The following is a 21,748-nucleotide window of genomic DNA, read 5'->3' on the forward strand; positions in this document are numbered from 1 at the left end:
CGAACGTTTACAATTTCTGATCAGTCCTTTGACTCACCAGTTTCCTGCACCGGAGTGAACCAGTTCCATGATGTACCCGAACCATATTCTGCGCGCCAGCCTGGCAGCCCTTGTTTCCGTTCTCCTGTTCTCGGTTCCCGTCCAGGGACAAAAACAGAAAAAGAAACAAAAGCCCTTCCAATGGGTGAACGAACTGAAACAGGAAATCCCCGGTGTCAAGCATGCCACGTTTCGCAGTCCGTCGATGAATGTGGATGTCGGCTACTGCATTTACCTGCCTCCGCAGTACCGGAACGCCGAATATAAAACGAAACGTTTTCCCGTAGTCTACTATCTGCACGGTGGTCGTCCCGGCAGCGAAACCAAAAGCGTGAAACTGGCTCAGTATATCGATAAGCAAATCTCTACAGGCAAGGTAGACCCCATGATCTATGTCTTCGTAAACGGGGGACCGGTGAGTCATTACAACCTGCCGGACCGCAAGCACGCCATGGGGGCAGACGTCTTCGTCAAAGAACTGATACCGCATATCGATGCCACCTATCGCACCATTGCCGATCGCAAAGGCCGTGCGATTGAAGGATTTTCCCAGGGAGGCCGGGGAACGACGCGTATCATGTTCAAACATCCGGAACTCTTCTGTTCCGCGGCACCGGGTGGTGCTGGCCAGGCGACGGAAAAACGTATCTCAGAGAACAATGGACGCGAAAATGAGAACCTGGTCTTTGTCCCTGGGGATAACACTTATGATCTGGCCCGTAAATATGCGAAGGATTCTCAACCCCCACTGCGTATTTTGATTCACGTTGGTACGAAGGGCTTCAATTACGAGAATAATCTTGCCTACATGGAGTTTCTAAAATCACTCAAGATCCCCTTCGAGGCATTGATTGTCCCTGATGTTCCACACAGTGCGCAGCAGATCTACCAGAAGGAAGGACTGAAACTGATGCAGTTCCATGCGAAGAATTTTCGTCAGGCGGCGCAGTAGAAGTCCTGAACGGGAACTGGCTGCAGTCAGATTTCAAGACCGCGGCAGGCGTTTGAGCAGGCGGCGGGCCTTACTTTTCCAGCGGACAAATTTCCGTGCGATACCGCGGGGGCTGGCGTTAATATCCAGCAGCATGCCCTGCAGTGTCTTGCGGGCGGCCTGATGATCGCCGGCTTCTGCTTCGAGTGTAGCCAGCAGATAAAGTGCCTCAGGCTGACGCCAGCGTTTGGCATGACGGGCCAGTTCCTCACGTGCCTGCTCTGCAGAGTCCAGCTCACAAACAGTTTTACAGTACATGAGCGAGACATCGCCGAACTTGTATTCGGGGTCCGCTTCCAGAATCTGTTTACAGCGCTGCTGGGCTGTTTCGAAGTCTTTGAACTTCATCTCGATTTGTGCTGCGCCCCACAAGGCCTGCAGGTTATCGGGTTCTTTCGCGAGTGCCTGTTGATAGGCTTCCAGACTTTTCTGATTGACGCCGGCGTCTTTCAGAGCGTCCCCCCAGCGGACAAACTGGTACGGATTCCCAATCTGCATAGCAGCCGTTTCCAGTTCATTCAGCCGTCGTTGCCGAAAAAAAGGCCGGGCAAATTCCGGCAGCTGAAACTGATTGGAGGGTAACCAGCGCAGGAAGAAATAGATCAGTGCGCCAAAAGGGGGAAAAAACAGGATCACCCAGAACCACAAGAACCGATCCGGATCTTTGCGCAGACAGTCGATCAGCATCCAGACCCAGAACACCATTACAACGATGCCAATCACGCTCTCCATGAATGACCAGAGAGGCGAAGGAGCTCCATACAATGCCGGATCATTTAGATAGGGATCCGGTGGAGGCGTTGATACAGGTTCTTGTTGGGCAAACATCAGCACGCTTTATTTTAAGTTCGATCTTTTGAAATCCGGTTTACTGCAGCCCCGGTACATCTCCGAGCCAGGAGGTATAATACATCGCCCGGGGTACGGTGGATTCGAGCAGCGCCTGTTTACGGTTTTCCACCTGCCCCGCTTCAGCAGTGCTGAGCAGAATATCTGCCAGCGAAGCCGGATGCGTGTATCGTATCACACGAACTTTCTCGAGTCCCGTTTTTTTCTGCAAATGGGCAATCGCATCTTCCTGATAGCCGATTTCATCGATCAGGCCATTCGCTTTGGCATCGGTGGCGGTATAAATCTGTCCGGTCGCCAGTTTCTTGACCTGCTCATAATCCAGATCTTTGCGGTTGTCGGCAATGATGTTGATGAATCGCTGATACGACTCATCCAGAATATGGTCCCAGACATCTCGTTCCCGTTTGGTCATGTTCCGAAACGGATTCAACGCATCTTTGAACTCTCCCGTTTTCAGCGGATCGGAAACGATGCCGACCTTATCTGCCAGGCCACTTAAATCGAAGCGGGGGATGATCACACCTAAAGATCCCGTCCACGTAGTCGGCTCGGCAAAAATCACTCCGTCGGTTCCGGCCCCCATTGAGACATAGTATCCACCCGAAGCAGCCATCCGTTTCATCGAAACTGCAATCGGCTTTTTTTCGCGCAGTTCGACCAGGCGATGATAAATCTGATGGCTGTCTGCGACCAGACCGCCGGGGCTGTCGACTTCAAGCAGCACGGCTTTGACCTGGTCATCTTTGTCAGCCTGCTCGATTGCTCTGAGAATCCGTTCCGTGAACGGCGGCATGATCGTTCCTGAAATGGTTACGATGGCGATTTTCTGCTCAGCGAACTGATCGCCACTCTCAAACTGCTCAGAAGGTCCATCGCTGGAGGCGAAGAACTCCTGGTACATGGCGTAGAAACCCAGGTTAAACAGGACGGACACCAGTAACAGCAGCAATAGAATCCGAGCGAGCCAGTTCCTGCGGGGAGGTTTAGGCGGTGGTGGAGGTCCCTGATGCGGATCGGATTCGAGCCGGGGAGCCTCTCCTGCGGGCTTTGGGTCTGTCATTTGATCTAACTCCTTGATTTCATGTGGTTTGCTGCCGAGACACAGTACAGAATCCTCGCTGAATTACTCTGTATTCAGGTGAAAATCACTGAATTGCCCCGCTGTCAAAATAGCAAACCTGCAGACCATGGCAAGACTGCAATGAGCTTGTCGATAAAAACGGTCATCCGGGTTGTCGCGAAGATCCCGCCAGAATCTGATTCTACAATCGCCATAGGCATCAAAACCGGAGCAGCTTAACGACGATAGAAACACGCAGCAGGGATTATTCTGCATGATTGTGTCGATTATGCGGAACCAACCATTTGAAAGCAATATTCCGATTAATGAAGTCTTGTCGATACAGGAATTCATTCAACCGGGAACTTTATTGAACACCCGCCAGCGACCTTAGTCGCCCCGGAGTTCAAAACTCAGGAACCAGGAGATTTCAGGAGATGAAAGCAGGAACTCGCTTCTCCGCTCGCGTATTGATTTTCAGCGCGATTTCTGGCTTAGTGCTGACGAATTCGAATTTACTGACTGCGGACGACACCGCCGTTCAGATCAATTCTTTTAAGCCGCGCAGCGCCAGAACAGAGCGGAACCCACAAAATACACTCAAAAATGCGATTCAACGTGAAATGCACTCTGCACGTCACGTGAGCGAGCCACGGGTTCGTTTTCCGCAGAAGAACACTAAAATTCAACAGGTGAATCACCAGCCTGGTGAAATTCAACAGGTCGGATTCACTTTGGATCCTCGTTCGTTATTCCAGAAAAAGAGTAGCAGCAAGGAACAGCAGAAGCCCGAACAGAAACGACAGATCGTTGTGCCTGGCAGCGGACAACCTTCCGCTCCTCAGTACAAGACAGCCGTTCCACAGACCACAGCGAAACCGGGACAGAGTGAGATCCAGCGTCAGCTGGAAGCTTTGTACCGTCGTGACGGTCGACAGATGCCTCCGATGTCGGTGCAGTCTCTTCCCAAAACCGCAAACGGCGGATCTGCAGCAGGTCGTGGAACCGTCAATCAGCAGCCTGCCGCTCAGGCTCAGAGCACACCAGCTCGGACATCTGCCGCACCTCAGAACGTAGTCGTAATGCCTCAACAGCAGGTACCACCGGCTCCCGAAGAGCGGAAATGGTATGACAAGTTTCTGCCTGGCAAAACCAAGCAGACTCCCAAACGACTGCCTCAATCGAATCAGGTTGCTAAAAAAGCACCCGTCGATTCACCGGCTGTCGAAGAAGTTCAAACCTCAGCAGCTCCTGAGCTGCCTCCCGCACCGGCTCCTGAGTCTGTCGTAACCACGCCGATTGCAGACGATGAAGCGAAGTTCACGAAATCCATGGTTCCTTCACAGGAAGAACTGGATGAAGAAGCTCGCGAGGAGCTGGAAGAAGCAGCAGAGGAAGCAGCCGAACGCCTGGAAGAGCAGAAAATTGCTGCTGAAAAGGCAGAAAAGATGCTGAAAGAAAAAGCCGCTGAACTGCCCCTCATCGTAGAAGAGAAAACGGTAGAAGTGGTAGAAGAAAAAGTTGCTAAAAACCCGGAAGATGATTTCAACAATCTGTTTCCCGAAATGTCGGAAGAAGAAGCAGACGGTATGAAGAAACCGGTTGAGAAAACTTCTACACCACAGACCCCATTCAGTGGTCTGGTTCTCGAAGAAAACAATAAAGAAGTGGCTCCGGAAAAGGCTGAAACCAAGACCGAGCCTGTGATGGAGAAAGCAGCTGAAGTGGCCCAGGAAACACCAGCTAAAGAGGTGAATCCCTTCGAGCCTCAACCACAGCCTGCTGCTCCGGAAACGAAAACTGAAGAGAAGAATCCGTTTGCAGTGCCTGCTCCCCAGATCGCAGAGACTGAAAAAGCAGCACAGCCGAAGACTCCTCAGGTAGAAGACAATCCCTTTAAAGCAGAACCAGAACCCAAACTGGAAACTCCTGCTCCGCAACCTGAAAAACAGGTCGCCAAGACTGAGCAGGACAGCACTGTCGAAAAGAAAATGGCTATGATCGCCAGCCGGGGAAATATCAAAGGGTTGAAAGGCTTCTGTCCAGTCGCCCTGCGAGACAACCGACTGCTCGTCGATGCCCGTCCGGAATTCAGTTCCTCATACAAATCCATGAACTATCAGTTCGCCTCACTCGAGAACAAACTGAAGTTCGACCGGGAGCCTGCTAAATACGCACCGGCTGCCGGCGGAAGCGACATTGTTCTCCTGGTCGACAATCAGGATGACAAAGAGGGAACACTGGATTTTGCATCCTGGTACAAGGGCCGACTCTACCTCTTCAGTAGCCAGAAGAATATGGATGTGTTTATGAAAACACCAGCCCTGTATGTTGGTGTCGAATAAAAAGTGAGCTTTGTTCCTGCTGCTCCTGGTAAGCCTCCGATAATCTTTCCGATTATCGGGGGCTTTCTTTGTTGAGCGGCCAGACAATTCAGCGGGCCGCGCGTCCGGAAAACCAGCGGGACGCGATCAGTGCTTCGCCGGCGATCAGCAGCTTCCTCCAGCGGGGAAGCCCGGCCCGGGTGGTATAGACCTGATAATCCAGTCTCTCAATCTCGTTCAGAATACCGCCGTAGATCTGATGCATGGCTTTGAGGATGCGTCGTCCTTCGGGTGAAATGTATTCAAACAGCCGTTCTGAATTCTGATAATAGACGCGGGCCCGATCCACCTCGAACTGCATCAGCTCGCGAAAACGCTGGTCATACACACGGGCCTGAATATCAGACTGACGGTAATCGAAGCGGTGCAGATCTTCCTGAGGCAGATAGACACGCCCCAGGTCAGCATCTTCCGCCAGGTCTCTGAGAATATTGGTCAACTGAAATGCCAGGCCACATTCGATGCTGGCCTCCACAGCACGATCATCGTGAAATCCCCAGATGTGAATACAGCACAATCCTACGACTCCCGCCACGTGATAACAGTAATCCGCCAGATCATCAAAGGTCTGGAAAGTAACGGGCTGCAGATCGGATTCCACGCCTGTGATCACGTCAAAAAAATAGTGGACGGGAATCTCATACTGCTGGATCATGTCAACGACAGCCGGCAGGCAGGGATGAAACTCCTCACTCTGATCCAGTGGCTGCTGGTCCAATGCACGCTGTAATTCCTGACGCCAGCGTCTCAGTGCGGCTCCTCGTTCTTCAAGCGAGAGTTCCGGACTGTCGCCCAGATCATCGACCAGTCGCATGTAAGCATACAAGACACACATCGCACGGAACTGTTCTTTGCGAAGTGCCAGAAACGAGTAATAGAAATTCCCCGCGGTCTGTTTTGCCAGTTGCTGGCAGTAGGCATAGGAATTTTCCAGGTTAGTCGTCATGACACCTCGGCGACCGCTATCTTGATTTCAGGGAGTTCAGGGTGGAATCGACATCATAACCGCCACCTCGTCAAATTCAAATCGGCAACGCCCCGGTGCAAGTTTGTGTGATACACCAGAATTAAACAGTTTGAGATTGTCAGCCGGAGAAACAGAAAACGGGGAAAATCAGCAGCCATCCCCGCCCCCCCGGTTCTCAGTCTTTCCCTGAAGAAATCCTCTTGATTTTACCGTAGCTCCGCGAAAAATAGACAAACAGAGCCCGCGGCCCCCTCTTACTCCCGAGCATCCGCCTGGTAGCTTCTGTTCAGTCATTTTTGATACGAAGTGATGCACACAGAAAGTTAATGCAATTTACTTGCATTTAACATTGACTTCTGCAAAACATTTGCAACAATGATCGTATTGTTTCATCAAGTGTTATCTTTATATTACGCTCTGGAGTCCTCACATGCGAAAAGCCAGTAACACCCGCCGCGGCTTTACCTTGATTGAACTGCTGGTGGTGATCGCCATTATTGCCATCCTGATCGCCCTGCTCCTCCCTGCCGTGCAACAGGCCCGCGAAGCGGCCCGCCGCAGCCAGTGTAAGAATAATCTCAAGCAGATCGGACTGGCCCTGCATAATTATCACGAAACGCATGGACTGTTCCCTTCCGGCTGGATTGGAGTTCAGCCCGGTGTGGGTCCCAATGTCGAATACGGCAGTGGCTGGGGCTGGGGCACCATGATCCTGCCTTATCTCGATCAAAGCCCGCTGTATAATCAGATCAACTTTAATCTGGCGATTAACGATCCCGCTCAAACTCCCGGCATCATTGATGTCTCCCTATCGGTTTATCGCTGCCCCTCTGATCCCTCCTCACAAACTTTCGAACTGGAGGAAGAAGGCAGCCCCGGGACCGTGCTCGCGACACTCGCCACCGGAAACTACGTCGGTGTCTTTGGTGATGAAGAACTCGACAGCTGCGAATTAGTCCCTCCCGGTTCCACCTGTAAAAGTACCGGCGTATTCTATCAGAACAGTAATACCCGTTTCCGCGACATCACTGACGGAACCTCACAGACCGTTTTTGTGGGCGAACGCAAAACGGATGCCGATCAGGGCTGGCACTCGACCTGGGTGGGCGTCGTTCCCGAGGGTGAAGAGACCTTTGCCCGGCCGCTGGGAGCCACCGACCATCCCCCGAATGATCCTGCAGCCCACTTTGACGATTTCAGCAGCCATCATACAGGCGGAGCCCAGTTCCTGTTTGGAGACGGCCGCGTACGCTTCATCTCAGAAAATATCGATGAAGGCGTCTATCGATCACTCTCCAGCATCCGCGGTGGTGAGATCACCAACTTCGAATAAAACTTATTGAAACCATACATGACAGTGTGCGAACTGAACGGTCTGACAGGGCTTTCCCTGTCAGACCGTTTTTTATTCTGATGATCAAGCCAGTCTCCTTTGCAGTGAACGTGTCTCCCGGCTACCCTTGAGAAGTCAGATACAGACTACGAGCCAAGACTTCTCCCCGGGAGGATTACGTGATGCGACTGCTTCAAACCCCGCTTGTGTGCACTCTAATCCTGTTGCTCTCTTGGTGGAGCAGCCCCGCGAATGCGGATCTGGCCCTGCTGCAGATTCCGGATAAACCAGCTTCCGCTGCATCAGCAACCGAGAACTCAGAACTCTGCCAGATCATACTCAAGCTTGCCGAAAACCAGTCAGACCAGCAGCAGGTCGTACCGGGCATGCTGCGAATTCGGGACGCTCAGGGAAATCTGATCCCACTTCCGGAACTGCTGAATCGGGGAACCGGAGTGAACTCTCGCCCGGAATCTGAACGAGCCGGGATTCACAGCTGGTTCGTGATCCCCGGCGAAGTTCAGTTATCCGTCCCTCGTTCCCGACTGACGCTGGAAACCTTCTCCGGTCTCGCCACAGAACTCACTCGAACAGAAATCGATCTCACAGGGGAGTCCTCCGCGGAAATCACTCTCAAATTGAAACGATTCGCAGATCTCTCACCGGAATGGAAAACGGCCAACACCCATCTGCACCTGATGAAGCTCAGCCGCGAGGAGTGTGACCGCTATCTACAGCAGATCCCCGCTGCGGATCGACTGGACCTCGTATTTGTCTCCTATCTGGAACGCGCGATTGCCGACAAGACCTACATTTCGAATCGCTACTCCCAGCAGGATCTGCAGGAATTATCCCGGTCGGCCGGAGTGCAGTTTGGCTGGGGAGAGGAGCATCGTCACAACAGCACCGGCTACGACGAGGGATACGGGCACGTGATGCTGCTCGATATCCAGCGGTTGATTCAGCCCGTGAGTATTGGTCCCGGGATTATGAAACAGGGGACGGATGGCATTCCGCTGGCACGGGGAATTCGCTCGGCACTGGCTGACCAGGAGACCGTTGTCTGGTGCCATAATGCCTGGGGTCTGGAATCGACGCCGAATTTCCTGGCAGGTCGCGTGCATGCACTCAACATCTATGATGGAGGGACACGCAGTACCTACGAAGACAGCTTCTATCGCTATCTGAACACAGGCTGTCAGGTTCCTTTTTCCACCGGCACCGACTGGTTCCAATATGATTTCTCACGCGTCTACGCCCGCCTTCAGCAGCCGCTCACTCCGTCCTCGTGGCTGGAGAGCCTGAGGTCAGGGCGAACCTTCATTACCAATGGTCCCCTGCTCGATCTGCATATCAACGGGAAAACGGTCGGCGATCAGCTTGAACTCTCACCGGGAAAGAATCGCGTGACAATTCAGGCTACGGGACGGGGACGGATTGATTTCCAGAAGCTGGAACTGATTCACAACGGCAAAGTCATCCAGACCCAGAGTACAAAACCCGTCGAAAAACACTTCGAGGCACGCCTCGACTTGAATCTGGAAATTGACGAACCGGGCTGGATCGCGGTTCGTACACCTTCCCCTTCTGTTCCCCAGGATCCCCAGCGGCAACAACAGACGCCGCTCAATGAATATGGGCGTGAGCTGTTTGCCCATAGCAGCCCGATTTATCTGAAATGGAACGGACAAGTACACTTTGATCTGACACAGGCCAGAGCGCTTCTGACAGAGATGCAGCAGAACCGGAAAAAGATCGCCAATCAGTTTCTTTTCGCTGATCCGCAGGAACGGGCGGCTGTGCTGGATGTGTATTCGGACGCCATCGAGGGACTGCAAAACAGACTCAATTCCCCCTAAACTCATCCCCAACATCGCTTGAGCCAGCCAGCTGTTTTTTTAGAATAGGCAATCTGGCAGGAATCGTACTCTCACCTGCTGCTTCAGCTTTAGAAAGTGTTTTAGATATGAATCGATTCAATCTCGCTCTGGCGATGATCATTACCGTGGCTCACAGTTCTCAGGTTTTTGCACATCCGGGCCATGGCACCAGCCAGCCTGCCAATCCGCATGGCATTCTGCATTACCTCACAGAGCCGGTTCACCTGGTCCCCTTTGCAGCGATCGCTCTGTTCGCCGCCGCTGTGGTGATTGGTAAAAAAGTAGTGCAGCGTTCACGCATCCAAAAGCAGAAGGCTGTTCGCTCTACTGACCTGTCTAAGTAAGTCAGATCGATTCCGCTTCACTGGACCGCTTCCTGCGCCCGCTTGAGATAACTCTGAATGGCCCGCTGATAGGTTTCTTCGGCTGCGGGCCGTTCGCGCTCTGCGATTTTCTGATGACGGTTCTTCCAGAGTAATTTGATTGTCTCCGCACACCAGAGTGCGCTTTCCCTTGAAGCGCGAATCGGACGTTGATCCACAATCACATTCACCGGATTGGTATGCAACTGGGGAAACTGACGCAACGCAATCCAGCTACTCTGTGACACGGGAACCGTGAACTTCAGGTCATGCACCTGACCATCGGCGGGAACTTTCTTTCGCGCGACCACCTCGCCGTTCCTCACGATTTCCACCAGCCGCTCGCCCCCGGTGACGTATTCGGAATTACGCGGTGCGTGCAGGACACGCGTGTCTCCCACAGCCCGTTTTCCCTCGGGTGGATCCAGCAGACCATAGGCGACCGCTCGAGGAGTCTCTGCGGCAAACGCGACCTTCGCAGTGATTTCTACCGGTCCCGGTTCTTTCAACTGGACTTCCTCAAAGTCGGGGGATTGGCCACCAACCTGAAATTCCAGTGCGTGCGCATAGCCGTCTGAGACATAGGACCGCCCCTGTTGAATTCCCCGACACCACTCCGTGAAATCGACTTCGTCGACATCTCCCATATTTACATAGACGCGTCCCTGACCGACCCGACGACTGCTCATACAGGGAAAGTCGGTTTCTCCGCTGACTTTGAGGGATAGCCGCAATTCAAAATGTGGTACCAGGTATTCCACTCCGGAATCCGTTCGGTATCCATGGCACTCACAAAATCGCAGACACCTTCAGCGGTGCTGACACAGATTTCCATGGCACCTCCGCCGTTCATCTCGGGTACTGCCAGATTCGGTAATTCATCGGCAGCCTGTTCCAGTGCGCGTGTCAGCTCCGGTCTATTAAGCTGGCCATCACCGTCTTCGTCAATCGACGCGAACGTTTTTGGTAACAGACCAAGGCTGGCCTCCTCTGCGTTGATCGATTCAGACTGATCCCGATCCAGTTCATTAATCATTCTGATCGCCGCCTGGGGTGGGTTCACCCGCAGTGCCGAATGGGGGTAGCCGGTGACGCCCCCCTGCTCCTTACACCATCTTAAGACAGGCACCGTCCAGCTGGGCCAGCCTTTGACCGTTCCCAGGGTGCCGGGATAGGTCTGATTCTGCAGATTCAAGAGACAGACATGACCCAGGGCGGCCGATCCGAAGCCGCTGATCTCCAGGTCGTATTTCAAAATCGTCAATGGTTCACTGACACGATCGGCTGAGGAAGAAAAAAACTGTCTTTGCACATCAAAGCAAGGCCCCCAGGTCAGCACGCAGCCGACGTTCAACCCTTCCCCTTTGACCTGCTTGAACATATCCAGCGGAGTGACGCCCTTGGTCGGATTATCGTAGTGGGCACAACCAGCCGCGTGAATATGGTGGTCTCCGGAATAGAATCCATAATCGCGCGGATTCAACCAGCGCTGCAGATTGACTTTTACGGTCTGCGGTTCTGAGGCAGAAACAGTAATCTTTCGAGTCAGTCGCTGGTATTCGGGACCGCGGCTATATTCCATTTCCAGTTCACCCGCTGGCAAGAGAACCGTTTCGCCGTCCTGACGGTAAATCTGAGGCTGAAAAAGAAATCGGGAGCCAGTCGTTTGGCCTGCAGTGGGTAAACCCGCTTCTGTTGATCGCGGAACTGCAGTCGCGCCGCAGTCGGTTTGCCATCGAAATCCCGGATCGCGAGTTTCACGGGAATCGCCTTTTTTACGGTAAACAAAATCGGAACTTCCCCGCGAAATCCGATGTCCTGAGTGCCGGCCCCGACATCAAAGCCAAGGGTTGCTTCCCGTTTGCCCGATTCATGGCAATAAATCAAAGCGAGTACATATTCGCATTCCAGCCCACTCAGACGAACCGTCATGGGACTGGCCTGGAACAGTTCGACTTCCAGAAAGCGATCCGAGGCCGACTGTTTATTCTCGTTCTGATTGAGTTCGGTTTGCGCCTGCCGTTTCAAACTGTTCAACGCGGCTCCCGAATAGACGGCACCTGCCTGCGGACTGGAAATCTGCAACTGACGGGTCACCGTACTCTGATTGATCACCTTGATCAGAAAAGGCGTAAAGCCCCCCTGCTGGAGCACTGCTTGTGCAGGCCCCCGGGCGACTTTGGTTCGGACTTCGGGATTCAGCGAGACCACACATAGGACTTCGGGGTCAAGCAGTTTCTGAATCTGTCGTGCGTCGCGCTGTTCGCTGGCGGCAGTCAGTTTTTGCACCAGTTCGTCAGACAGCGGGGCTCCCAGATAATCCAGGGCAGAGATCAGTCGTTTAACATTGGCCCCCAGCGGCTGACCTTCGACATCAATCACCTCCACGGATTCGGCTGCCAGCAGGGAATCCTTGCCTGGTACAACCAGCAACAAAACAGTCAGCAGCGCAGCAGGCAGCAATCGCAAAACCATGATGGCCCTTTCTCGAGTTTGAAAGTCCGCTCTCGAAGCTTATTCGACTGAGAATTTATGGATGGTCGTCTGTTCGTAGACTTCACCTGGCTTGAGGATCGTATTGGGAAACTCAGGCTGATTCGGAGAGTTCGGGAAATGCTGTGCTTCCAGACAGAAGCCGCCATGTTTGGGAAACCCGCCGCTGGCCGGAGTGCCGTCCAGAAAATTACCGGTGTAAAACTGCACGCCAGGTTCTGTCGTATAGACTTCCATCACGCGTCCCGATACTGGATCTTTTGCCCGGGCGGTCAGAGCAGGCTGTTTTTCGGCCGGATTAACGACCCAGCAATGGTCATAGCCCCCCTCGACCTGGTCAATGCGTTCGCCGATCTTGTGAGTGGAAGTAAAGTCCATCGGCGTCCCTTTGACCGGAGCCAGTTCGCCGGTGGGAATCGCTTCGTCTGATACCGGGAGATATTTGTCACAGTTTAACAACAGTTCGTGATCCAGAACCGTTCCGTCACCGGCTCCCGACAGATTCCAGTAGCAGTGATTGGTCACATTAATAGGAGTGGCTTTGTCTGTCGTCGCCGTGTAGTCGATCTTGAGCTCATTTTCGTTGTTGAGGGTATAGACGACTTTCAGAGTCAGTTTGCCCGGATACCCCTCTTCACCATCCGGACTGACCAGGCTCAGACGAACGCCTACTACGTCTTTCTCGGAAAATTTTTCTGCCGCCCAGACCTTTTTATCGAATCCTGATTCGCCACCGTGCAGGTGACTGGGTGGGTTGTTCTGGGCGAGCTGATATGTTTTGCCATCCAGTTCGAATTTGCCGTCTTTAATCCGGTTCGCATAACGGCCACAGATGGCGCCGAAGTAAGGACCTTTCTTTTCATATCCGGCCAGGGAATCAAAGCCGAGTGTGATGTTTTCCGTTTTACCGTCCCGGTCCGGCAGATAGATGGCGGTCACAATCGCACCAAGGTTGATGATGCTGACACTCGTCCCTTTCTTATTGGAGAGCAGAAACTGGGTAATATCCTGTCCGTCGGCGGTGGTCCCGTAAGGTTCACTTTGTACGGCCAGCTGAAATTCACTTCCGGCATTCATTTCGGCATCCTTAGCTTGTTCTTGATCTGCAGCAGTTTGAGAAGGGTCAGCAGGCGGAGTTTTCTCCCCGGCACAACCTGCCAGCAGAATCAGGGCACTCAACAGTCCGCTGCAGCATTTCCATCGATTCATCACTGTGTTCTCTCCTCAGACCCGGTTATCTGGACCAGTTTAATCCTGCTCAATTACTTCAGACCAGAATAACAAATCCATGCGTAAATGTAATGCAGAAACAGGATTTGTTCGTCTGGTCCCTGATTGACTGAATCGAGTTCAGATGGATGAAGGGCGACTCGCAAAGGAGAGTCAGCAGCACAACAGTTGCTGCCTACCTGTCAGGCCTGAGCCTTCCCTTTCAAAGGTGCCTCGGACCTGGGATGTCCTGGGGAAAAATATTGTTGATTCCCGCTCAATAGACAGCGGAATTTTAAAGAATGTTATGTATTGGCAACTGGACACTAAAATTAGGTTAATAATTCAAGACACTAGAGTTAACGGGCACTATAAACCAATATCATTTAACTACTTAGGGAATAATCCCCTGAAAGATCTGATTCCTCCCCAAAATGGGGATTTGACAGGTATAATTAAAGACAGGCGCGTTGTTCTGGGAAAACTTTGGATTCCGTTACAAAATCTTTAGTAAATTCCATCAATCCTCCTCCCTCTGACGTAATAAGAACAAAGCGTGTCATTTAACGCGGAGAGGGGAGGTAGACATGCAGTTACAAATGGTCGATAAGAAAATAGAGCAACGAGAATCTCTGGCTTCGGGCGGTGTCACCAGTGACGCACGCCTCGTAGAAGCTGCTCGTAAAGGCGATGACAGCGCATTCGGCGAACTGGTCCTGCGCTATGAACGCCGACTGATTCGTGTACTGATTCAGTTTGTCAAAAGCCCCGAGCTGGCTGAAGATCTGGCTCAAGATACGTTTCTGAAGAGCTACGAGCGGCTTGATCAGTTCGATACATCCAGGAGATTTGGTCCCTGGTTGTTCCGGATTGGAGTTAATCAGGCATTGGACTATCTGCGTAAACAAAAACGAAGAGGCTGGTGGTTGTTATTCAGTGACAGCCCCTCGGATACTCCGTTCGATCCTTCTGTTCCTGACCCCAGGAACAAGATCGACATCAATCAGGAAGTTCAAGCCATCCTGGAAGAGATTCCCGAAAAGTACCGTACCGTGCTCGTACTACGAGATCTGGAGAATTTCTCCACTTCTGAGATTGCTGCCATTCTGGATCGGAAAGAAGCAACCATCCGCTGGCGGCTGGCAGAAGCCAGAAATCGTTTTCAGAAATTATGGTCTCATCGGCAAAACGTTGAAAATTCCATGTCGGGCAAGGAATAATAAGACATGTATTGCACACAATGTAACGGTCTGAAATCGCGCGTCGCTCTGGCAGTCGGCAACGACCTGTCGGGCGAAGAGCTAGAGCTACTGGAAAAGCAGCTGAAAAACTGTGACCAGTGCCGCGCACAATATGAAGAGCTACAGAAAAGTTATTCTGCACTGCAGCAACAGTTAGACAGTGCACCAGTCCCTTCACTCCAGGACAGTGTCTGGCCCCAGGTTTCGGCCAAGATTGCAGCACGACGGAGGAGAAACCGACCAACCCGGTTTAACTTTCTACTTCCGACGCTGACAACCGTAGCCTGCTGTCTGGCGCTGCTGCTGGTCACGGGACAACCCCGTTATGATCTCGGTCCGCACGATGCTGCAGAATCGATTCATCCGTCAGCACCGGTAGGGTGGATGGGTAACGACTCGCACTTAAGCCCGGTCGATAACCCGATCCGTGATTTCCACGATCAACAGTGGGGCGCGTCGAATCAGACCATCGACAACAGCAACAATCCCTACGGTTATAATTTACCACGGCTGAAACACGACAGCTCGAGTCCTTATCAGCTGCACTCCGTGAAATTCTAACTTCGACTCATCTTTACTGAACTCAGGCTGGTCAATCGACCAGCCTTTTTTTTATGATATCCAGACTAGCCGCTGAACTGCGGCTGACGAGTGACTTCAATCAGTTTCGGATATCTACGCCTCCCATGTCGATCACGGTCTCACTTGCCTCAGCGGAAGAGCTTCCCGAAGCCTCCGCCTTTATCTTTGCCGATGCTCCGGAGACCGAGCGTGAAATACAAATCCAGGAGTTTCAGAAAACCATCTCGGCTGGGCAGGAAGGACAGAACCAGGTCCTACTGGCCCATGAAGCTGGACTGCTGCTCGGGGTCGGAATCCTGGTCTTTTCCGATCCCGCCACTGCCTGTCTCTGGCCCCCCTTTACTTCACGGAAGGACTGTGCCGATGAGATCCTGAAGGAAATGGCCCGGCGAATCGATGATTCCGGGGTCAGTATCGGCCAGGTGCTGATCGACCCGGCACAACTTCACACCCGTCGCCTGCTGACACGAAACGGGTTTCCGCACCTCACGAATCTTCAGTTCATGCGGCACCCGCTGAGCAACCTGCCGTCGACAGAGTCGCTGAAAGAGAAACAGATTGAACCGGTCCGTTTCGATGCCGTGCAGAACCGTCAGCGATTTCTCGATATGCTGGAATTGACGCACCAGGAATCTCACGACTGCCCTGCCCTGAATCAGGTACGCACGGCTGAGGAATCGCTGGAATCGCACCGCAGTTCAGGGGACTCGGACCAGGCCCACTGGTACCTGTTTCAAAGGGGAGAAACCGACCTGGGCATTTTACTCCTGTCTGAACATCAGTCCGATTTGAGTTGGGAAGTCGTTTACATGGGGGTCGCTCCGAACCAGCGGGGACAGGGTACAGGTTCCGCGATGATCCAATTCGGACTGGAGCAGGCACGAGCTCACAATCAGTCTGCGTTAACTCTCGCCGTGGATCACAAAAATTCCTATGCGATAAAGATTTATGAAGAGTTGGGTTTTGTCAGACAAAACACATTAAGCGTCCACGCGCGACTTCGTTCCCAATTCCCGGGAAAAAAACCAAAATTTAATTAACACGTTTTCGACAGCGTGAAGCGGGGCTTCCAAAAATATTTTCTCCGCGGGATGTCATTTTCTACTGGTAAAACAGTGTTTGATTTCGGTCTGAAAATTCTCAAAAAATTCCGCGCTGTTTCCGTTTGACTCTCCAGCAATTCAGGCTAGTATCAGAACCACTGAATGAGTAAACGCAGTGTCGCCGAAGTCAATGCCTGAGAACTTTACGATGCTGTTAACAATGGAGCTTTATAGCGCATCATTTCCAAATAAACCTCACTACCATACACGACTTTGAGAGAGCAGGATTTGGCTCTTTCTACCATTATGGACGGAGACGGTGCGCGCGGGGGGGAGGGTGCAAGATGCAACCCACGTCTTTGGCAGTGGAGGGTACGTTTTGCGATTCTGCAAATCGACCAACGGAAGCCAAGCTGGGGCCAGCAACAACCGGGTCAGAGGAGCAATCAATTTATCGGTTGCTCGCACAACAAGTCGGTGAACGTGGTTTCCAGAACTGGTTCGCAGGAAAAGTCAGACTCAAACTGGATGGCAATCTGCTGATTGTCGGCGTTGCCAGTCCGTTTCTGCTCACCTGGATGCAGAAAAAATTCGCCTCGAAAATCTATGCCACCGCGATTGCCTGCGTGGGACCTTCTGCTGAATACCGTCTGGAAGTCGATCCGGAACTGGCTGCCGTGACCAGTTCTTCTGAAGAGAGCCAGCAGAAATCTGGCAGCATGTCGGCTTCGTCTGGTAACGTTCCATTTGTTGAGCGGAAGGCATCTGCTCCATCCGTGAGTTCCCAGAACTCGCACTCAGTGGCGCGGCAGTCAAACCCGTTTCGTGGCAGACGCTTCGCGGACCTGTCTACCTTCGTCAAAGGTAAGTCGAACCAACTGGCTTACATTGCAGCGACCCAGGCCAGCGATGAACCGGGCGCACTTTACAACCCGCTGTTCATTCATGGCGGCGTCGGCATTGGAAAAACGCATCTGCTGGAAGGCTTCTACCGCAGAGTTCGTCAGCTGTATCCCGCGCTGAATGTGGTTTACCTGACGGCGGAAGCGTTCGGTAACTATTTCTCCAAGGCACTGCAGGAACGCTCGCTGCCCGGCTTTCGTCAGCGGTTCCGTAATGTCGATGTTTTGATTATCGATGACATCGACTTCTTCGAATCAAAGCGCAACTTCCAGGAAGAGTTGCTGCACACGATCAAACATCTGGAAAGCCATGGACGACAACTGGTCTTCTCTTCAGACCGTCACCCTCGACTGCTGACCAAGATGAGTGAAGAATTGACGACTCGCTTCCTGTCCGGCCTGGTCTGTCGCATTGAAGCTCCCGAGAAGGAACTCCGTCTGGAAATCGCCCGTCAGCGGGCTCATAAATTGAAGACACCAATTACCGAAGGGGCACTTGCTTACGTAGCCCGCCGCTTTACCAGCAACGTTCGGGAACTCGAAGGTGCGGTCAACTGCCTGCAGACCTGCCACCTGATGACTGGTCAGAAAGTGACCACCAGCATGGCCCGTCAGGTTCTGGCGGACCTGGAACGGGATTGCATTCGCATCATCAAGCTGGATGACATCAACCAGATTGTCTGTTCCACATTTGGTGTTTCTGAGGCAGACCTGAAATCGTCACGTCGCGCCCGAAATATCAGCCAGCCCCGGATGCTGGCCATGTTCCTGGCACGCAAACTGACACAGGCGGCTTACAGCGAAATCGGTGACTACTTCGGCGGACGCAATCACAGCACTGTCATGTCCGCCGAGAAGCAGGTTCGCAAATGGCTGGAGAGCCACTCTTCCATTCAGGTTGCTCTCCAGGAATGGCCAACCGAAGAGATCATCGAATCTCTGGAACAACAGTTACTCGCCAGCTGATTCAGCGATACTGATTCAGAGCGAACTTAATATTGTCTCTGTGGATCTGAGAACTGATATTGAGAGTTTGTCGGCTGACTTCCCCACTGGAAAGGCGAAGCCGACTGCTGATTGAAATTTTGTGTTCCGTTCAAGTTACCCTGATAGCCGGATCGCAAATCAGCGGCCGTTTCTGATGCATTCTGGAGACGCACGTTTGCCGGAGCCGCCACCGGGTTGTTGGAGAACATCTCCGATTGAGGCAAAGCCGAGGACATCGGCTGTCCCTGTGCAGGAAAGCGTTGCGGCATCGAGGCATGATAAACATTGCCCTTCCCGGCAGGCTGACCCGAGTATTCATAGCCGGCCTGTCTGACACCTCCCTGTGACATGCCCTGCCCCATTTGTGGCTGGAGGCCGTTCGGGCCATTCGTTCCATAGGCATTCTGGAAAGGAACCTGGGCTGAAGCAGGAATGACGCCTCCAGATCCCATCTGAGAACTCATCAGGGGCGAGTTATTTCCCTGCAGCTGTCCCGGAGCGGCATCACTCATGGGAAACATCTGACCGGGGCCCATATTCATGCCAGTGCGGGCCACTTCCCGCATCAGGTCCTGATCGTTCTGTGGAGGATTCTGTCCGGCTTCCGGAGCGCCGCTCTGTGTCGAACGGTAATCGGGAAACTGGCCTGGAGTCGACTGATACTGATTTCCGTACAGCTGTTGTCCCGGCTGGGGACCACGAACGGGCATCATCTGTTGAGGCGCTGACTGCATTGGCTGATAGCCGGGTGGTACATTCCGGTACTGTCCCTGCAACTGATTTGGAGGATACCCCTGATAGTTCTGTTGAGGCAAGGACTGATTGGAGTATGGTCTGGCAGCCATCTGCTGCTGTGGCTGTTGACGATTCTGAAGTTGCTGCTCTTTATCGGCCCAGTACTGTGAGGCTTCTGCTGCCTGGCTCAAAGCCGGATCATTGGCGGGGGGCCATGCCTGAATCTGCCCTGGTTCGACGGCTGGCTGATTTGCATACTGGTTGACCGGCTGAGGTGCATCAACGGGTTGCTGCTGCGGCATCTGAGATTGTGCGGCCTGGAACTGTGGTGACTGCATCTGGGGCATCTGCAGCTGAGAGTTCTGCAGAGGAGCTGCTGGTGCATGCGATCCCGTTACCTGACGCATCTGTGTCATCGCAGGATTCGGACTGATCGCAGGCAGCTGCTGGGTAGACTGTCGTGCCTGAATCGCCTTTTCGCGTTCGCGTCGCATCATCTCTGCAATCTGTTGTGTGGGATTCATCGCTGCGGCATCGGGGGAGTTCAAAGGCTGCTGTTCCGGATTGCCATTGTTCGCATATTGGACGGGCTGCCCGGGAGCGGACTGCATCTGTCCGACCGGTTGAATTCCTGCGTGATTACGTTCTGCACTCTGCTGATTACCGGGATACTGCGAAAGTTGATCTGGATACTGTGGGACTGGATTTTGTCCGCCGGTGGCTGATCCTGGATTCACCCCGGGGAACAAGCGGGCAAATTTCTCCCGCGCCTGGGCTTCTCCACTGGTCTTACGAAACATGGCCAGTGCCTGATCGTAGCGTCCGGTGCGTCCGTAATACCAGCCCAGGTGATCGAGTGACCGGGCATGTGCTGGCTGATACTTCAGCGCTTCTTCCAGATACTTTTCGCCATAATCGTCGCGTCCCTGCAGCATATAGGAATAGCCGATATCGCTCAGCAGGTCTGCGTTGGAGGGATCCAGCTTCAAAGCCTGCAGGTAGTAGGCTTCGGCCGCAGGAAAGTTCTGTTTTTTGTCTTCGATGATCGCCAGTCGATGCAGGGCTTCAAAATGCTCGGGATTCATGGCCAGGACACGTTGGTAATAGCCTTGCGCCTTTTCCAGGTTGCCAGAACGATCTGCTTCATAGGCCTGATTCAATTCCCGCTGCAGACTCGATGCATCGGTTTGCGGTGCTGCGGACTGAGAAGCTGCAGCCTGCAGATCGCTGAGTGGTAATGCCTGGGCCTCTACTTTGGCGGCGGTCTGTACGATCTGCTGCTCCGAACCTTTCAGCGCAGCCAGTTGTTCCGGTGTCACTCCCGAATTCAGTTCATCACGCAGTCGATGTCTCCGTGCCTTGGAACGTTCTTGCGCCATCGCTTCTCTCAGCTTCTTCTGCATGGCAGATTCTTCTTCCTTTTCCGGAGAGCGTTCAACGAGCGCTTTACGAGGAGAATCTGAACGACTGGCGAACGGACCAGACTGGCAGCCCGTCCACAGGAAGCCCATGCACGTAAGTGTGAGAATCTGTTGAAACATTCGAGTTTTCATCGGAGATCAACCTTGTTTCCGCGAGTGCAGATCGCTTTGTCTCGTTCAATTCAAGATAGAATGAAAATAGACTGCGATTCACCAGATCTCCTCTTCGGCATTGAGTGAGTTCAATCATCCGAAACAATGCGCTGACTGAAGCCAGGCACCAGAGACTGGTGGAACAGTTATGAAATGAGTATTTGTGACAGGGAGGTCAAGAATGAGAGAAAGGACTCTATTGGAGTATCAGGCGCGGATTCTAAAAGGAAACCAGAAACATGTCGATACGAATATCCACACATTTTCGAAATCGAGGACAGGAATAACAACAGAAAACGGCTTCACTTAAAGCACTGTGATATAAATAGTTAAAACGCCACAAACCAGATTGATCTGTGGCGTTTAAACAAGTGTGTATAAGATTTCAGGATTCTCAGCAGGCGTGGATTTTAGAAACCACCGAGACCACCGCCGCCGCCACCAAAACCGCCACCGCCGCCGAATCCACCACCGCCACCAAATCCTCCACCAAAACCACCGCGAGTGGAGATGAAGCGATAGTAGTCGATTTCCGCTTCACGAGAGTTCAGCGAACGGGAATAAGGAGTGGCGACAACCGTACGTTGGTCGGCGTCTTGATTTCCAAGATCGGTCAGGATCCGCGCGACCAGTTGCCGACGATACGCGTCCAGCTCTGGCGCGTAGTTGTTATCACTGCGTTCCACAATGACCGGGTAAGGGGTGCTTCGCATGCGGGCACCAATTTCCAGAATATGATCCTTACCATTCGTGGTCAGCTCGGCACTGTTTTCGACGAATTCGTTCCGGTTGATGATGAAGTCAACCGCTTCGGCATTCGATTCCATGGTGTGATAATGCGCACGGTTGACACTTCCCAGAGGATAGACCTCCGGAATTGCCAGGGAGCGCTTATGGAATCCCCAGTTGCCGCCTCCACCCCAGCGGCAGCAACCAGCTACCAGCATCAGACAGCTGGCAGTAAGGATCCATTTTTGTATTATCGTGAAACGGGCCATCATGTCCCTCGGTACTTACGACTTAATATCTGGTGATGAACGACAGCGGTGAATGCTGACGGTCCATCATTATGTTGCAGGCTGATTTGCTACTGGTAAATGTGCCTGCCCATTCA

General features: G+C 52.8%; 16 protein-coding genes and 1 pseudogene. 9 read left to right on the forward strand and 8 right to left on the reverse strand.

What is annotated here, in order from left to right:
* Positions 1-67 precede the first annotated feature (67 nt).
* Positions 68-991: an alpha/beta hydrolase gene (locus F1728_RS09755; RefSeq protein WP_155363936.1), complete on the forward strand. Its 924-nt coding sequence runs from the start codon at positions 68-70 to the stop codon at positions 989-991.
* Between the two features lie 33 nt (positions 992-1,024).
* Here the strand turns inward: F1728_RS09755 and F1728_RS09760 are convergent, their stop codons facing one another.
* Both F1728_RS09760 and sppA read right to left on the reverse strand, forming a co-directional pair.
* A complete protein-coding gene (locus F1728_RS09760; protein ID WP_155363937.1) occupies positions 1,025-1,858 on the reverse strand; it encodes a tetratricopeptide repeat protein in 834 nt (277 codons plus the stop codon).
* 40 nt (positions 1,859-1,898) lie between these two features.
* Positions 1,899-2,942 (reverse strand): signal peptide peptidase SppA, encoded by a 1,044-nt coding sequence (gene sppA, locus F1728_RS09765; protein ID WP_155363938.1) that lies wholly within the window; start codon positions 2,940-2,942, stop codon positions 1,899-1,901.
* A gap of 437 nt (positions 2,943-3,379) precedes the next feature.
* On the opposite strand from sppA, the gene F1728_RS09770 reads away from it, so the two are divergent.
* Positions 3,380-5,287: a hypothetical protein gene (locus tag F1728_RS09770; RefSeq protein WP_155363939.1), complete on the forward strand. Its 1,908-nt coding sequence runs from the start codon at positions 3,380-3,382 to the stop codon at positions 5,285-5,287.
* An 88-nt stretch (positions 5,288-5,375) separates the two neighbouring features.
* Here F1728_RS09770 and F1728_RS09775 read toward each other — a convergent pair whose 3' ends face one another.
* Positions 5,376-6,272 (reverse strand): phytoene/squalene synthase family protein, encoded by an 897-nt coding sequence (locus tag F1728_RS09775; RefSeq protein ID WP_155363940.1) that lies wholly within the window; start codon positions 6,270-6,272, stop codon positions 5,376-5,378.
* Positions 6,273-6,723: 451 nt separating this feature from the next.
* Here F1728_RS09775 and F1728_RS09780 point away from each other — a divergent pair, with 451 nt between their 5' ends.
* The 3 genes from F1728_RS09780 (at position 6,724) to F1728_RS09790 (ending at position 9,850) form a co-directional block, all read left to right on the forward strand.
* The gene (locus F1728_RS09780; RefSeq protein WP_155363941.1) at positions 6,724-7,626 is read left to right on the forward strand and encodes a DUF1559 domain-containing protein; all 903 of its coding nucleotides are present in this window, start codon (positions 6,724-6,726) and stop codon (positions 7,624-7,626) included.
* Between the two features lie 182 nt (positions 7,627-7,808).
* Complete coding sequence (locus F1728_RS09785; protein ID WP_155363942.1) at positions 7,809-9,485, forward strand: CehA/McbA family metallohydrolase; 1,677 nt, start codon at positions 7,809-7,811, stop codon at positions 9,483-9,485.
* A 107-nt stretch (positions 9,486-9,592) separates the two neighbouring features.
* Entirely contained in the window at positions 9,593-9,850 is a 258-nt protein-coding gene (locus F1728_RS09790) for a hypothetical protein (protein WP_145181072.1), read from the forward strand.
* 17 nt (positions 9,851-9,867) lie between these two features.
* On the opposite strand, the pseudogene F1728_RS32545 reads toward F1728_RS09790, so the two are convergent.
* From F1728_RS32545 to F1728_RS09810, 3 genes and pseudogenes are all read right to left on the reverse strand, one after another.
* Positions 9,868-11,450: pseudogene (locus F1728_RS32545) on the reverse strand (CehA/McbA family metallohydrolase).
* Positions 11,414-12,343, reverse strand: coding sequence for a hypothetical protein (locus F1728_RS09805; protein WP_155363945.1), 930 nt, complete (start codon positions 12,341-12,343; stop codon positions 11,414-11,416). Before F1728_RS09805 ends, F1728_RS32545 begins: the two are co-directional and overlap by 37 nt.
* A 39-nt stretch (positions 12,344-12,382) precedes the next feature.
* Positions 12,383-13,570 (reverse strand): aldose epimerase family protein, encoded by a 1,188-nt coding sequence (locus tag F1728_RS09810; protein WP_155363946.1) that lies wholly within the window; start codon positions 13,568-13,570, stop codon positions 12,383-12,385.
* Positions 13,571-14,157: 587 nt separating this feature from the next.
* Between F1728_RS09810 and F1728_RS09815 the strand changes: the two genes are divergently transcribed.
* From F1728_RS09815 to dnaA, 4 genes are all read left to right on the forward strand, one after another.
* A complete protein-coding gene (locus F1728_RS09815) occupies positions 14,158-14,790 on the forward strand; it encodes an RNA polymerase sigma factor (RefSeq protein ID WP_155363947.1) in 633 nt (210 codons plus the stop codon).
* A gap of 6 nt (positions 14,791-14,796) precedes the next feature.
* Entirely contained in the window at positions 14,797-15,372 is a 576-nt protein-coding gene (locus F1728_RS09820) for a hypothetical protein (RefSeq protein ID WP_145037034.1), read from the forward strand.
* Positions 15,373-15,425: 53 nt separating this feature from the next.
* Positions 15,426-16,433, forward strand: coding sequence for a GNAT family N-acetyltransferase (locus F1728_RS09825; RefSeq protein ID WP_155363948.1), 1,008 nt, complete (start codon positions 15,426-15,428; stop codon positions 16,431-16,433).
* 347 nt (positions 16,434-16,780) lie between these two features.
* Positions 16,781-18,304 carry a chromosomal replication initiator protein DnaA gene (gene dnaA, locus F1728_RS09830; RefSeq protein WP_155363949.1) on the forward strand — a complete coding sequence of 508 codons (1,524 nt, stop codon included), beginning with the start codon at positions 16,781-16,783 and terminating at the stop codon, positions 18,302-18,304.
* A gap of 26 nt (positions 18,305-18,330) precedes the next feature.
* Here the strand turns inward: dnaA and F1728_RS09835 are convergent, their stop codons facing one another.
* Both F1728_RS09835 and F1728_RS31220 read right to left on the reverse strand, forming a co-directional pair.
* Entirely contained in the window at positions 18,331-20,613 is a 2,283-nt protein-coding gene (locus tag F1728_RS09835) for a tetratricopeptide repeat protein (protein WP_155363950.1), read from the reverse strand.
* A 431-nt stretch (positions 20,614-21,044) separates the two neighbouring features.
* Entirely contained in the window at positions 21,045-21,635 is a 591-nt protein-coding gene (locus F1728_RS31220) for a hypothetical protein (RefSeq protein WP_194242753.1), read from the reverse strand.
* Between the last annotated feature and the right edge of the window lie 113 nt (positions 21,636-21,748).

The sequence above is a fragment of the Gimesia benthica genome, from assembly GCF_009720525.1.
GTDB classification, from domain to species: Bacteria; Planctomycetota; Planctomycetia; order Planctomycetales; family Planctomycetaceae; genus Gimesia; species Gimesia benthica.

What these genes read in the sequence shown, in the direction of transcription:
- F1728_RS09815 (WP_155363947.1), top strand. Translation starts at nt 14,158, where the DNA reads ATGCAGTTACAAATGGTCGATAAGAAAATAGAGCAACGAGAATCTCTG.
- F1728_RS09835 (WP_155363950.1), bottom strand. Translation starts at nt 20,613, where the DNA reads ATGAAAACTCGAATGTTTCAACAGATTCTCACACTTACGTGCATGGGC.
- F1728_RS09825 (WP_155363948.1), top strand. Translation starts at nt 15,426, where the DNA reads ATGATATCCAGACTAGCCGCTGAACTGCGGCTGACGAGTGACTTCAAT.
- F1728_RS09820 (WP_145037034.1), top strand. Translation starts at nt 14,797, where the DNA reads ATGTATTGCACACAATGTAACGGTCTGAAATCGCGCGTCGCTCTGGCA.
- F1728_RS09785 (WP_155363942.1), top strand. Translation starts at nt 7,809, where the DNA reads ATGCGACTGCTTCAAACCCCGCTTGTGTGCACTCTAATCCTGTTGCTC.
- F1728_RS09775 (WP_155363940.1), bottom strand. Translation starts at nt 6,272, where the DNA reads ATGACGACTAACCTGGAAAATTCCTATGCCTACTGCCAGCAACTGGCA.
- F1728_RS09810 (WP_155363946.1), bottom strand. Translation starts at nt 13,570, where the DNA reads ATGAATCGATGGAAATGCTGCAGCGGACTGTTGAGTGCCCTGATTCTG.
- F1728_RS09760 (WP_155363937.1), bottom strand. Translation starts at nt 1,858, where the DNA reads ATGTTTGCCCAACAAGAACCTGTATCAACGCCTCCACCGGATCCCTAT.
- F1728_RS09805 (WP_155363945.1), bottom strand. Translation starts at nt 12,343, where the DNA reads ATGGTTTTGCGATTGCTGCCTGCTGCGCTGCTGACTGTTTTGTTGCTG.
- F1728_RS09755 (WP_155363936.1), top strand. Translation starts at nt 68, where the DNA reads ATGATGTACCCGAACCATATTCTGCGCGCCAGCCTGGCAGCCCTTGTT.
- F1728_RS09780 (WP_155363941.1), top strand. Translation starts at nt 6,724, where the DNA reads ATGCGAAAAGCCAGTAACACCCGCCGCGGCTTTACCTTGATTGAACTG.
- dnaA (WP_155363949.1), top strand. Translation starts at nt 16,781, where the DNA reads ATGCAACCCACGTCTTTGGCAGTGGAGGGTACGTTTTGCGATTCTGCA.
- F1728_RS31220 (WP_194242753.1), bottom strand. Translation starts at nt 21,635, where the DNA reads ATGATGGCCCGTTTCACGATAATACAAAAATGGATCCTTACTGCCAGC.
- F1728_RS09770 (WP_155363939.1), top strand. Translation starts at nt 3,380, where the DNA reads ATGAAAGCAGGAACTCGCTTCTCCGCTCGCGTATTGATTTTCAGCGCG.
- sppA (WP_155363938.1), bottom strand. Translation starts at nt 2,942, where the DNA reads ATGACAGACCCAAAGCCCGCAGGAGAGGCTCCCCGGCTCGAATCCGAT.
- F1728_RS09790 (WP_145181072.1), top strand. Translation starts at nt 9,593, where the DNA reads ATGAATCGATTCAATCTCGCTCTGGCGATGATCATTACCGTGGCTCAC.